Source organism: Pseudoduganella sp. SL102 (assembly GCF_027856995.1).
In the GTDB taxonomy this organism is placed as follows: domain Bacteria; phylum Pseudomonadota; class Gammaproteobacteria; order Burkholderiales; family Burkholderiaceae_D; genus Rugamonas; species Rugamonas albidiflava.
Genome location: NZ_CP115554.1, coordinates 3210240 through 3222977, shown reverse-complemented (window position 1 = coordinate 3222977; position 12738 = coordinate 3210240). Strand labels below are relative to the sequence as shown.

General features: G+C 61.9%; 10 protein-coding genes. 6 read left to right on the top strand and 4 right to left on the bottom strand.

The window, feature by feature from the left end; genetic code table 11:
• Positions 1 to 138: 138 nt before the first annotated feature.
• Entirely contained in the window at positions 139 to 1746 is a 1608-nt protein-coding gene (locus OU994_RS13735; protein ID WP_281611208.1) for an AAA family ATPase, read from the top strand.
• A gap of 175 nt (positions 1747 to 1921) precedes the next feature.
• Here OU994_RS13735 and OU994_RS13730 read toward each other — a convergent pair whose 3' ends face one another.
• Together OU994_RS13730 and OU994_RS13725 are read right to left on the bottom strand one after the other, a co-directional pair.
• Positions 1922 to 3079: a hypothetical protein gene (locus tag OU994_RS13730; RefSeq protein ID WP_281611207.1), complete on the bottom strand. Its 1158-nt coding sequence runs from the start codon at positions 3077 to 3079 to the stop codon at positions 1922 to 1924.
• 18 nt (positions 3080 to 3097) lie between these two features.
• Complete coding sequence (locus OU994_RS13725; protein ID WP_281611206.1) at positions 3098 to 3283, bottom strand: hypothetical protein; 186 nt, start codon at positions 3281 to 3283, stop codon at positions 3098 to 3100.
• 298 nt (positions 3284 to 3581) lie between these two features.
• On the opposite strand from OU994_RS13725, the gene OU994_RS13720 reads away from it, so the two are divergent.
• A complete protein-coding gene (locus OU994_RS13720; RefSeq protein ID WP_281611205.1) occupies positions 3582 to 3830 on the top strand; it encodes a hypothetical protein in 249 nt (82 codons plus the stop codon).
• 150 nt (positions 3831 to 3980) lie between these two features.
• On the top strand, positions 3981 to 4481 hold the full coding sequence (locus tag OU994_RS13715; RefSeq protein ID WP_281611204.1) for an arsenate reductase ArsC: 501 nt from the start codon (positions 3981 to 3983) through the stop codon (positions 4479 to 4481).
• 117 nt (positions 4482 to 4598) lie between these two features.
• On the opposite strand, the gene OU994_RS13710 is transcribed toward OU994_RS13715, so the two are convergent.
• Positions 4599 to 4886: a hypothetical protein gene (locus OU994_RS13710; protein ID WP_131146410.1), complete on the bottom strand. Its 288-nt coding sequence runs from the start codon at positions 4884 to 4886 to the stop codon at positions 4599 to 4601.
• 234 nt (positions 4887 to 5120) lie between these two features.
• Positions 5121 to 6089 carry a magnesium/cobalt transporter CorA gene (gene corA, locus OU994_RS13705; protein WP_281611203.1) on the bottom strand — a complete coding sequence of 323 codons (969 nt, stop codon included), beginning with the start codon at positions 6087 to 6089 and terminating at the stop codon, positions 5121 to 5123.
• A 512-nt stretch (positions 6090 to 6601) separates the two neighbouring features.
• Here corA and OU994_RS13700 point away from each other — a divergent pair.
• The 3 genes from OU994_RS13700 (at position 6602) to OU994_RS13690 (ending at position 12734) form a co-directional block, all read left to right on the top strand.
• Positions 6602 to 9844 carry a TonB-dependent receptor gene (locus tag OU994_RS13700; protein ID WP_281611202.1) on the top strand — a complete coding sequence of 1081 codons (3243 nt, stop codon included), beginning with the start codon at positions 6602 to 6604 and terminating at the stop codon, positions 9842 to 9844.
• Between the two features lie 114 nt (positions 9845 to 9958).
• Positions 9959 to 11638 (top strand): glycoside hydrolase family 43 protein, encoded by a 1680-nt coding sequence (locus tag OU994_RS13695; protein ID WP_281611201.1) that lies wholly within the window; start codon positions 9959 to 9961, stop codon positions 11636 to 11638.
• 25 nt (positions 11639 to 11663) lie between these two features.
• A complete protein-coding gene (locus OU994_RS13690; RefSeq protein ID WP_281611200.1) occupies positions 11664 to 12734 on the top strand; it encodes a glycoside hydrolase family 43 protein in 1071 nt (356 codons plus the stop codon).
• Positions 12735 to 12738 lie beyond the last annotated feature (4 nt).

Here is a 12738-nt window from a genome sequence, read left to right as displayed (position 1 = left end):
TTTTTACGATTCCAGTCCTTCTCGGCCACTTAAACAGTACATCAAGAAACTATGGGACTAACGGAATTTGTTATGTTCCTATAATGTATTCTGCATTTTCTCTATTTAATACTTAAAAGCGTAATCTTTTGTAAGCATATGCCCTTTCAATTCTCAATACAAACCGCGGCAGGCGATAAACAATTTTCTATTGATCCAGGGACATCGGTATACTTCGTAGGAGCAAATGGTGGCGGAAAAACCAGGCTCGCCGTGAGGATCGAAGAAATTCTCGGTGAGCGATGCCATAGAATTTCGGCTCATCGTGCCTTAACTTTGAATCCAGATATTCCAAAGGTGAGCGAACAGCGAGCTTTACGCGGCCTTCGGTACGGATACGCCGAAGAGCAATCAGCAGTGCACTTTCGACAGGGAAATCGCTGGGGAAACAGGCCAACCGTTGCCCTACTGAATGACTATGATTTTATGCTTCAAGCGTTATTTGCCGATCAAGCAAATACTTCTCTGATTACACACAAAAATGCCAGGGCTGGGGATAATTCCACCCCCAAAAGCACCAAGTTTGAACAACTGACGGAGATTTGGGACAAGATCCTACCTCATCGAAAGTTAAATATTACCGGCGACGACGTTTTGGTTGAGGCACCAGGGGGGCATGGAGACTATTCCGGCTCCCAAATGAGCGATGGTGAACGCGCAATATTCTACTTGCTTGGGCAAACACTTACTGCGCCGGCCGATACGTTAATTATTTTTGACGAGCCAGAACTGCATATCCATCGTGCTGTAATGTCTCGCCTTTGGGATGAATTGGAGGCTACGCGCCAAGACTGTGCATTGCTTATGATTTCTCACGATCTGGAGTTCGTTGCATCTCGCTCGGGTCAGAAATATGTTCTACGTGAATTCAGCCCTCAGTCGGGGTGGAAGATTGAAGAGGTACCTGAGCAAACAGGTTTTTCCGAAGAGGTTGCGACACTAATTCTAGGAAGCCGTAGGCCAATTTTATTCGTTGAGGGCACCGAAGGTAGTCTCGACAGCGCTATTTACCGAGCATGTTATCCAGGCTGGACCGTCGTTCCTCGTGCATCTTGCGAAGAGGTAATGCATGCCGTAATTACGATGCGAGCAAACCGCTCACTGACGCGCGTCACCTGTGCAGGCATTGTTGATGCCGACGACTATAGCGAAGGCGATAAGCAATTTTTAATTAGCAAGGGTATTGCGACACTGCCTGTTTCCGAAATCGAGAACCTGTTCCTCCTGCCAAATGTATTAGAGGCTATAGCAATGACGGAGGGATATACTGGGGGCAGCCTAGAGGAATTGATTAGCAGAATGCTCGACGAGTTGTTCACGCATGCAACACTGCCAAAAAACCAGCTTGACAGCGTCATGCGCTATTGCAGACGTCGGATCGACAGAGCCCTGAAAAAAATTGACCTGAGCGATGTTCAAGATATCGCCGCTCTGGAGGTTATCTATCTTCAGAAAACGTCTGAGCTGAACATTTCTTCCTTAGCTAGAGAGATCAACACCTCATTGGCTGAAGCCATCAATAATCGCGATGCGGTCGAGCTTTTAAAGTGGTACGACAACAAAGGGCTATTAGCGATCGCTGCGAAAGCAAAAGGGACAACCAAAGATAAGTTCGAGCAGTGGGTGGTCAGGGCAATGCGAAATGGCAGCGCTCCAGTTGTAACCGCTGCTATTCGACAAATTCTTCCTTCCTTGACAGCTGCATAGCAGAACCTTGTAAATATTTGGCGAAGCAGGATCTGATGGATTGACCGGTGCTTACGATATGAGATTTGAATGATGAAGAATCCCATATAGAAGCTCGTTGCTACCAGAACAAGTTGCAGGGCAGTTGTAGCGGACAAGATTCTGGCAGCGCTGCCGCGGCAGCAACGGACACCTCCTACTGTTCGGACGTCGGGCAGTACAAGGCCCTCACCGCCTCGACCACTCGCACCGGGACGTGCGGGTCGGGCGCTAGCGGTGGATCCTCGTCGTCGGCTGGACTTTCCGTCGGGTACGCCAGCGGAATGCCAGGGGAGTAGACAGACGCCCAATTACGCTCGCCGAGCGCGGCGGCGATGCTTTCGCGGTGTTCCCGGCGCCAAGGCGCGGGTGCCAGGCGGCCATCCGGGGTCCACCACGCGAGGTCGACCTCGATGCACAATTCGGCGTCCTGCCAATGCCGGTCGTACTCCGCCGGCCGAACGGGGGTGATACGGATCTGGATGCCCAAGCCGCACGTCGACACGTGTACCCGGCGCGGATCCTGTCCTTTTAGATACTCGATCAGCGCCCGGCGGAAGTCACGATGCAACTGGCCGAACACACGCACGCCTTCCATCCTGCGCCGTACGATCAGGCCACCGTAGAAGCGTGCAACCGGCACGTAGTCGCGCGGGTGCGCGGGGGCGACGCAACCCTCCACATCGACGACATCGGCCCTCTCCAACGCCAGGCGCTGCAGGTCGCTCCAGATCCAGTCGGCATTGAAGTCATCTAACGCCGCTTTCCTGAACTCGTCGCCAGCGCGCGCCAGCGCAAAGAATCGACAGGCGCTCGCCCCGTAATATTCGAGTTTCTGTTCGCGGTCTGTCGTGTACTCGAAATAGTGCAGCTCCACCACGTAGGCATGTGCCGCACGGCGCAAGATGATCTTCCTGCCGCCTTGCGGGCGCCACTTCAGCAACGCGTCGAGCGGGTCTAGCCAGCCCGACGGCGGTCGGTTGACGATGTAGCCATCGTGGTCGCCGCCGATGGCGAGCTGCGCTGGGATATGCCGGCGCACGTCCCCAAACGGCGCGACGCTCTCGTATAGCCAGTTACGTGGCAACTGCCGTTCCACCTCGTCACGTGCGGGCAGCAGTTGCAGATCCTCGACGGTCGTGCCGAGGTTCGCTGCCAGCCGGTGCGCCGTAGCCAAGCTGGTGCGTGCCCCTTTCATGATGCGGTGGATGGTCTTTTCACTCATTCCGACGGCGTGAGCCTTGATCGGCCCGCCGGCCATGGCGATCCGCAGGCGGACCTTGTCTGAATTCAGCTGGATAGTGTCTTTCGGCATCGTCTCGTTCTCGCCCCCTCATCGTCCGCCACTGGCCTTGCCATTGCGGACCGCCGCGCGCGCAGCGCGGGCCGCGAAATCGTCTTTTGACACCGTGCCCTTGTCTTTCATCGTGCGGCTCTGGATAGCGGAGGCGCGATCCTGCGTCATCGGTATGTTGCCCACTGCTGCTTTGCCCGTGCCTGCCTTCATCTGCTTCGTCATGGTTTCCTCCTACGTTGATCGGTACCGAAGGAACGATAACGCAGCACCACTGTCCAGTCACGTCCTCGATTGGGACATATTCGGACATCACTTCAGGCCAGAAATGCGGAGCAGCGACGGAGACCTCGACCTCAGTTATTGCGTCAGACTTTGTAGGTTCATGGCGGACTTGATTCATCTGTGGCGAACGCTATCAGCAGAGCACACCGGATGCCGGGGCGCCGCCGCCATGTCATCCGGCCGTCATATTCGTCGCCTACGCTGGCATGGTTGCTCCACACCGACAAGGCAGCCCAGCATGGACCGGATCGGACTCGAACTCGCCGCCGCGGGCGGCATGGCCTGGATCGCGCTCGGCATGGTATCGGCCGCGGCGGCCTGGCTGCTGCGCGACGGGCTGCGGCTGGTCGCCCACCTGCGCGCCGCGGACAGCCTGATCGCGGCCGGCATGCCCGAGCGCGAGGCGCTGCGCGCTGCCGGGTGCCTGTTCTGGCAACTGCCGTGGTACCGGCGCATCTTCCGTCGCTACCCCGACCTGCGCATCTGACGCCACCAGCGTGGCCCGGCCAGACTGCGGGCAGGCGTGGCGCATGTCATCACGCGGTCAAGATCGCGGGTTACCTTTGGCAATCCGTTGCCGGCATGACGAGGCGGAGCACCGCCCGTTGCCGCGCAGCGCAATCCCGAAGGAATCCCGATGGAAGAAAAGGTTTATAACGTTCTGTTCCTCTGCACCGGCAATGCGGTGCGCAGCATCATGGCCGAAGCGCTCGTCGCGACAATGGGCAACGGCCGCTTCCGCGGCTTTTCCGCGGGCAGCCACCCGGCCGGCAGCGTCGATCCGCTGGCACTCGAGCAGATCCGGCCGACCGGCTATCCGCTCGACCAGCTGCGCAGCAAGAGCTGGGACGAATTCGCCGAGCCGGGCGCGCCGGAGATGGATTTCATCTTCACCGTCTGCGACGATGCGGCCGGCGAGGCTTGCCCGTACTGGCCGGGCCATCCGATCACGGCGCACTGGGATGTCGAGGATCCCGCCGCGGCGACGGGTACCGAAGAGCACAGGCGTGCCGCCTATCACCGGGCATTCCACCAGATCCGCGCGCGCATGGGCATCTTCGTGAGCCTGCCGCTGCACATGCTGGAGAAGAACGCCATCCACCAGCACGTGACCGACATCGGCCGCGCTGCGGCGTGAGATGGCCGGCCCGGTTCGGGCTTGCGTCGAAGGATTGATGTTCCAGGAAGGGAGCTGCGCGGCGCGTTGCGGCTGAGCGCAGTTCGGCTCGGCTCAGCTCGGGTCAGCCAGCTTAGTTCAGCTTAAATTGACCGCCAGCACAAAAGCGACCTTTCCCACGTCGGCGCCCTTCTTCTCCACCGAGACCGAGCGCAGCACCGGCATCACCAGCGAGGTGCCGGGCTCGTAGACTTCACCGTGGTTCAACAGGTAGCGCAGGTCCGGCTCCGCCACCTGGAAGGGTTCCAGGGAATATGGCACGTCGGCCTGCACACAGCCCGCCGCCACCAGTTTTTGCATGACACGCCGGCACGCCTCGTCCACCGGCGCGTCGGCTACTACCACTTCCAATACCATTGTTCTCATCTTCGACCTCCTCAGCGAGCGCCCCGGCGCGGCCACACGAGGTGTGGGGAGTCGCGCCTGCGGGGATCTTCCGAACGGCTACCTGCTCCGATGACCGGTGCTGCTAGCGTTATCAGTGCTGCGTCTGGAGCATTGCTTGGAGGGTTCGAAGTATGACGGATTTATGACAAATAGTAAATATTTCCTTACATCATAAAGGGTTTTTTCCGACCAAATGGGTACGCTACCGGCCGATCACAGCCAGCCGGCCTTCCTGAAGCGGCGGAACAGGTAGCCGCACACGACGGCCATCGTGCACAGCGCGAACGGGTAGCCGTACTTCCATTTGAGCTCCGGCATGTACTCGAAGTTCATGCCCCAGACACCGGCAAAGGCCGTGAATGCGGCGAAGATCGCGGCATACGCCGCCAGCTTCTTGCTGATGTCGTTTTCTTCGATGGCCACCATCGACAGCGTCACCTGGATCGCCGTGTTGATGGTGTCGCGCACCGCGTCGAGCCGGCCGGCGATGCGGAACAGGTGGTCGTGCACGTCACGGAAGTAGTCCTGCGTTTCCGCCACCACGGCCGGCACCCGGCCGCCGTGCAGCCGGCCCACCGCATCCATCAGCGGCATTACGGCGTGGCGCAACACCAGTGCCTTGCGCTTGAGCGCATACAGGCGCTCGACGTTGGCGCGCTGCTCGTCCTTCTGGCTGAAGATGTGGTCCTCGATCGATTCGAGCTCCGATTCGAGCATGTCGACGATGGGGAAGTAGCGGTCGACCACGGCATCGACCAGCGCGTACAGCACGAAGCCGGCGCCCTTGTTCAGCTGGTGCGGTTCGCGCTCGGCCCGGGAACGCACGCCGAGGAAATCCTGGTGCGAATCGCGCCGCACCGACAGCACATAGTTCGGACCCGCGAACACGGCCAGCTGGCCGACCGTCAATTCGTCGCGGTCCATTTCCACGATGTGCACCACCACGAAGATGCTCGCTCCGTACTCTTCCATCTTGGGCCGCTGGTGGCCGCGCGCGGCGTCTTCGATGGCCAGTTCGTGCAGGCTGAACTCATCCTGCATGACGGCGATTTCATCGACACCCGGATCGCGCAGGGCGACCCATACGAAGGTCTCGGGTTCTTTCAGGTACTCGCTGATGTCCACCACGGGGACATCGGTCAGTTTCTTGCCTTCCTGGTAGGCGACGCAGTTGATCAGCATGGGTGGCTTGCAATGATATTGGTGCAAAAGCATGAGCTTACAGCATGCACGATGTTGCAAAAACACGTCATCTAACACTCGTCGCGCAAAAAGAATTTGGAAGCGCTACCAAAAGTGATGATTGCGCTATTCATTTGAATCCATGGACTTACGCCACGATACCAGCGAATCAGGCAGGCTGATATCGATTTCAATATCGATCCGGCGTTATAAGTTATTGGATTAGCGATAAAACAAGGTCTAGATTCGCTTCCACGGCCAGCAAATATTTCAGTGTGCTGAAAATCCTTCTCCACGGAAGCCAACCGCTCACACGGATGATTGATGGTTGCGCATATCATTTTTTGATCAACGCTATCACCCCTCGTATTCGAAACGAAAGGAACCACACAAGAACACCAGCACTATCGGACAAAGATGTTGTTAATCCAGCAATAGAAATCCAGTAAAAACATGCGGCACGGTACCACCGGCCGACAGCGCCCTCGAGGCACACAATAACGGAGACATGGATGAACAAAAAAGTTGCAGGCGCCGCCCGGCGCCGCTTGGGCCGCGACGCGCTCGTGCTGAGCGTTATCTCGACCATCGTCGGCAGTGTGTATGCCCAGTCGCAGGCTGGCACGTTGCCGGGTCCGGTTGGCGCGGAAGGCACCGCCAGTACCAGTGCCACCGCTAGCACCACTGCGACCACCACGGCCGGCACCAGTGCCAGCGCGGCAGCGCAAAGCGTGGCGGGCAGCGCGACGGCCCCGGTCGTGCCGACAGTGACCGTCAGCGGCTACCGCAGCTCCCTGGGCCTGTCGGCCGCTGAAAAGCGCGACAACATCGGCCTGTCCGATACCGTGTTCTCCGAGGACATGGGCAAGTTCCCCGATCCGAACATCGCCGACGCGCTGTCGCGCATTCCCGGCGTGCAGGTCACCCGCGCGTCGATCGACGGCGAAGGCATGAACATCTCGATCCGCGGCATGGGCCCGGCGTTCACCCGCGTGCTGCTCAATGGCGCGCCGATGGCGTCGGCGTCGGCCGGCAGCTGGGGCGGCAACATCAGCGCCAACCGCGAAGTGGACATGGACTTCCTGCCGTCCGAACTGTTCCGCAGCGCCACCGTCTACAAGAGCCAGCAGGCCAGCGTGATCGAAGGCGGCATCGCCGGCACCGTCAACATGCGCAGCGTGCGCCCGTTCGACAAGGCGGGCTTGCGCTCGGCCTTCACGCTGTCGGGCAATTACCGCGACCAGGATGGCAAATGGGGCAATACCGGCTCGGCCCTGATCAGCAACACGTGGAAAAGCAGCACCTTCGGCCGCTTCGGCATCCTCGGCGGCGTGGCCTGGGGGAACACCAAGTACAAGACCGACGCGTTCCAGACCGTGGACATGCGCAACCTGCAATTGAAAGGCTTCCAGGCCACCGCCGCGGACAAGCCGAACAGCACCGGCGGCGGCTCGCAGTCGACGCCGGACACGGTGCCGTCAGGCCTGCCGCTGGCCTCCCTGCCCTCGTATGCGCAATCGCTGCTGGTGCCGGGCAAGCAGATCGACCGCAACATGCTGCTGGCGCTGAACCCCGGCGCCACGCTCCAGCAGATCGACAACGGGCTGATGGGCCGCCTGGGCCGCCACATCGTCTACCAGGGCGAACGCAAGCGCGCCGGTGAAGTCATCAGCGTGCAGTGGCAGCCGAACGACCAGTGGGATATCTACCTGGACACGCTGTTCGCGCAAAAGGAAAACAGCATGCTGTCCGAAGGCATGAACGTGGGCACCCGCGCCAACACGCCGATCCCGATCGGGCTGGAATTCGACCGCAGCGATTGCACCGTGGGCTGCGTGATCACCAAGGGCACCTTCGCCAACACGTTCTGGTCGCTGGAATTCCGGCCGATGGAAGAAAAAACCGTGTTCCGCAGCTTCAACCCCGGCTTCGAATGGCGCCCGGCGGACAAGTGGACGATCGACGGCCACGTCAACTACACCAAGAGCACGTTCTGGCGCGACATGCCGACCGTGCTGCTGGCCACCCCGTCGGCCAATTCCGTCATCACCTACGACAACACGACGGCGGGACAGACGCCGACCTACACGGGCAACCTGGACGTGAACGACGCCGCCAACTTCGGCTGGTACCAGGCCGGCCAGGGCTTGTCCGGCCTGCGCATGGACCTGTACGAGCGCACCAACACCACCAAGGGTTCGCGCCTGAACGTGAACTGGGGCGACAGCGACTTCGCGCTGAAAGTGGGCGGCGCATGGGACGACATCGAGCGCCGCTACCGCGGCTACAGCGTGGCTGACGCGTGGATGAACGTCGCCTGCGGCAACAACGTCAACGCACGCCTGTTCGCGCCGAACACCCAGCTGCGCACCCCAGGCTGCGACGGCCGCAGCACGCCCGGGGCGATCGCCGATGCCGCCACGGCCTACCCCGGCTACGGTACCGGCGTCACGGCGGGCGGCGCGCCGCTGGCTTACCTGGGATCGGTGGTGCCGAATGCCGCCGTGCCCCAGTACGCGCACCCCAGCAACCACGGCTTCATTACTGTCGACTGGCCCAAGTTCGCCAAGGACACGGATTACCAGTTCTTCCGCGACAATATCTACCAGGGCTTCAACAGCGGCAGCGGCGGCTATATCCGCGAGGTGGTGACGTCGGCCTTCGCCGAGATCAATGGCCGCGCCGAGGTGTTCGGCCGTACGCTGCGCTACAACGCCGGCCTGCGGCACGCGCGCACCAAACAGACCATCGGCGACCTGTCGTTCGTGGCGGACCCGCGCAACGCCGGCCTGCAGAATGGCGGCCTGTATCCCAACCTGGACTCGTGGGCCTATGAAACGACGCGCTACAGCAACACGCTGCCGTCGGCCACGCTGGCCTACAACATCACGCCGAACACGATCTTCCGGCTGTCCGGTTCGAAATCGCTGACGCGCGCCAACCCGGCCGACCTGCGCCAGACCCGCCTGTCGATCGGCGACCAGGGCGCGCGCCAGGGCAACCTCACCAACCCGAACCTGAAACCCTTCGCCGCCAACAACCTCGATGCCGGCATCGAGTACTACTTCAGCCGCGAGGCCTACGTGGCGGCCAGCGCCTTCGCCAAGGACATCACTAGCCGCCCCGGCAGGCGCGTGCTGCAGTACACGCTGTCCGAGCTCGATGCGCTGTATGGCGAAATCGGCCTGACGGATGCGCAGCAGCAGGCCGTCACCGCCAGCGGCGGCCGGGCCAACCACCTGGTCGAGGTCACGGAACCCTACAACATCGACACCAAGCTGAAGGTGCGCGGCGTGGAACTGACGTGGCAGCAGCCGCTGGACATGCTGCCCGTGAAAGGCTTCGGCTTTACCGGTAACTTCACCTATACCAAGCAGACGGACGAGGCAGCGGATGCGCCGCCGGTGGCCGGCGTGCCGCCACGTACCAACAACTTCACGCTGTACTACGAGCGCAACGGCCTGTCGGCCCGCGTGTCGCGCCAGCACACCGCCGCGCACGTGGTCAACACCAGCACGGGTATCACCGTGCCGGGTGGCGCCTATGCCTACACGACGGAACGCAAACAGGTCGACCTGTCGCTGAGCATGAACCTGAAGCGCATGTTCAATTTCGCCTACAACACCGACGTGACGCTGTCGGCCTGGAACCTGAACAACGCGATCAGCCAGACCTACACGCAGTTCAGCAACGCGATCTACGACGAGTACAAGCCGGGCCGCAGCTACACGATGTCGCTGCGCACGGCGTTCTAGTTTCACGTTTCAAGTTTCAAGTTTCAAGTTTCACTGTAACGATTCATGGTCTCGCTCCGGCGAGTTGGCGGCCCCTGCCATCACGGGGCCGCGTTTTTTTTCGGGTTTACATCGATGAGACTTCCAACAGCATCCCTCGCAGCGCTTCTCCTGGCCGGCCCGGCGCACGGCGCGGACAACCCGGCCGCCAGCGCGCGCTTCGAGCGCTTCAGCTACAGCGGCCAGACACAGGAGCGGGCCAGGCCGCGGCCAGGCGAATTCGTCAACCCGGTCCTGGCCGGCTACTACCCGGACCCGTCGATCGTGCGCGCCGGCGACGACTACTACATGGTGGCGTCGTCGTTCACGAATTTCCCCGGCCTGCCGGTGATGCATTCGAAGGACCTGGTCACGTGGACGCAGGTCGGCAATGCGCTGGACCGCCCCGGCCAGATCGACTTCACCGGCGTGCGCGGCTCGCAGGGCATCTTCGCGCCGGACATCTCGTACCATGACGGCCGCTACTACATCATCACCACCTGCGCCAGCTGCCCCGGCGGCGTGGGCAACTTCATCGTCACGGCCACCAATCCGGCCGGACCGTGGTCGAAGCCCGTCACCGTGCAGGGGCTGAACGGCATCGACCCGTCGATCTTCCGGGATGGCGGGAAGATGTACGTGGTCCACAACGACGCCCCCGAAGGCACGCCCCGCTATGACGGCCACCGCGCCATCTGGATCACCGAACTGGACCCCGCTTCGCTGCAGCGCATCGGCAAGCCGAAGGTGCTGGTCGACGGCGGCGTGGACCCGAAGAAGAACCCGATCTGGATCGAGGCGCCGCACATCTTCAGGAAGGACGGCTGGTACTACCTGATCTGCGCCGAGGGCGGCACCGCCGACAACCACTCCGAAGTGGTATTCCGCTCGAAGGACGTGATGGGCCCGTACGTGCCGGGACCGGTGAACCCGATCCTGACCCAGCGCGACCTGGACCCGCAGCGCGCCAATCCGGTAACGACGGCCGGCCACGCCAAGTTCGTGCAGACGCAGAACGGCGAATGGTGGGCCGCGTTCCTGGCCACGCGCCCCTATCCCGGCAACTTCTACAACATCGGCCGCGACACGTTCCTGCTGCCGGTCACGTGGAAGGATGGCTGGCCGATGATCCTGGAACAGGGCAAGCCGGTTCCCTACACGCATGCGAAACCAAACCTGCCGGCGCAGCCCGCGCCCGCCGTGCCGATGAACGGCGACTTCGCCTATGTCGACGAGTTCGACGGGCCGCTGTCGCCGGGCTGGATGGGTCTGCGCACGCCGCGCGCCAGCGTGTACGATCTGAAAGGTGGCGCGCTGGTGCTGCACGCGGGCCAGCCGCTGGGCGACCTGGCGGGCGTGCCGGGCTTCATCGGCCGGCGCCAGCAGCACCATGACGCCACCGTCTCGACGGTCGTCGACTACGCCCCGCAGCACGATGGCGACCGCGCCGGCCTGCTGGCGATGCAGAACGACGGCGCATGGATGTTCCTCGGCCTGGCGCGGGTGAATGGCAAGCGGGTGGTGGCGCTGTACAAATCCGAAGGCGGCAGGGAGACCCTGCTCGGCACGGCACCGGCACCGGACGGCCGCGTCGAGCTGGCCATGGAAATGCGCGGCGGCCAGTCGGCCTACCGCTACAGGAATGGCAAAGACCAGGGCGGGCAGCTGAAGACGCTGAAGACGGGGGTGGACGTGACGTTCCTGTCCACCCAGAAGGCCAAGGGCTTCGTCGGCGTCGTGGTCGGTCCGTTCGTGCAGGCGAACATCACCAGGTAAAAATCAATAAACAACAGGAGGCACCATGAAAGCAGTCACGAAACGCGAATCCGGCCGGGCACTGCGCCTGGCCGCCGTTGCCGTGTGCGCGGCGGCATTGGCCGCGCCGGCGGCGGCGCAGGTGAAGACGACGCAAGGCAAGCCGGCCCAGGCTAAGAACACGCAAGCCAAGGCCGCGCCCGGGTCGAACCCGATCATCCGCGACAAGTTCACGGCCGATCCCGCGCCGCTGGTAGTCGGCGACACGCTGTACCTGTACGTGGGCCACGACGAGGCGCAGCGCGACGAGATGTTCAACATGCGCGAATGGCTGGTGTATTCGACGAAGGACATGAGGACCTGGACCGATCACGGTCCCATCATGCACGTCAAGGACTTCAAGTGGGCCAAGGCGGATGCCTGGGCATCGCAGGCGATCGAGAAGAACGGCAAGTTCTACTTCTACGCGGCCGTCGAGCACGATGGCACGCATCCCGGCAAGGCCATCGCCGTGGCGGTGTCGGACAAGCCGACCGGCCCGTTCCGCGATGCGCGCGGCTCGGCCCTCGTCACCAACGCGATGACGCCGAAGGGCACGCACAGCTGGGAAGACATCGACCCCACCGTGTTTACCGACGACGACGGCACCACCTGGCTGGCCTGGGGCAACCGGCAGTGCTATATCGCCAAGCTGAAGCCCAACATGACCGAGATCGACGGCCCGATCCGCGAGATCACGCCGCCCCATTTCGAGGAAGGCCCGTGGCTGCACAAGCGCGGCAAGATGTACTACCTGACGTACGCGTCGCTGGACCGCACCACGCAGCGCGACGAACATGTTTCCTACTCGACGGCGCCCAGCATCGAGGGTCCGTGGACCCACCGCGGCCTGCTCACCGGCTCGGGCAAGTACAGCTTCACGATCCATCCGGGCATCGTGCAGTTCAAGGACAACTGGTACCTGTTCCTGCACAACGCCACGCTGGCGATCGGCGACATGAACGGCGCCATCGGCCGGCGTGCCGTCACCGTCGAGCACCTGCAGTACAACCCGGACGGCACGATGAAGACGGTGGTGCAGACCGAGGCCGGCATCACGGTGCCGCCGCCCCGCTGAGGAT

What these genes read in the sequence shown, in the direction of transcription:
- OU994_RS13735 (WP_281611208.1), top strand. Translation starts at nt 139, where the DNA reads ATGCCCTTTCAATTCTCAATACAAACCGCGGCAGGCGATAAACAATTT.
- OU994_RS13730 (WP_281611207.1), bottom strand. Translation starts at nt 3,079, where the DNA reads ATGCCGAAAGACACTATCCAGCTGAATTCAGACAAGGTCCGCCTGCGG.
- OU994_RS13725 (WP_281611206.1), bottom strand. Translation starts at nt 3,283, where the DNA reads ATGACGAAGCAGATGAAGGCAGGCACGGGCAAAGCAGCAGTGGGCAAC.
- OU994_RS13720 (WP_281611205.1), top strand. Translation starts at nt 3,582, where the DNA reads ATGGACCGGATCGGACTCGAACTCGCCGCCGCGGGCGGCATGGCCTGG.
- OU994_RS13715 (WP_281611204.1), top strand. Translation starts at nt 3,981, where the DNA reads ATGGAAGAAAAGGTTTATAACGTTCTGTTCCTCTGCACCGGCAATGCG.
- OU994_RS13710 (WP_131146410.1), bottom strand. Translation starts at nt 4,886, where the DNA reads ATGAGAACAATGGTATTGGAAGTGGTAGTAGCCGACGCGCCGGTGGAC.
- corA (WP_281611203.1), bottom strand. Translation starts at nt 6,089, where the DNA reads ATGCTGATCAACTGCGTCGCCTACCAGGAAGGCAAGAAACTGACCGAT.
- OU994_RS13700 (WP_281611202.1), top strand. Translation starts at nt 6,602, where the DNA reads ATGAACAAAAAAGTTGCAGGCGCCGCCCGGCGCCGCTTGGGCCGCGAC.
- OU994_RS13695 (WP_281611201.1), top strand. Translation starts at nt 9,959, where the DNA reads ATGAGACTTCCAACAGCATCCCTCGCAGCGCTTCTCCTGGCCGGCCCG.
- OU994_RS13690 (WP_281611200.1), top strand. Translation starts at nt 11,664, where the DNA reads ATGAAAGCAGTCACGAAACGCGAATCCGGCCGGGCACTGCGCCTGGCC.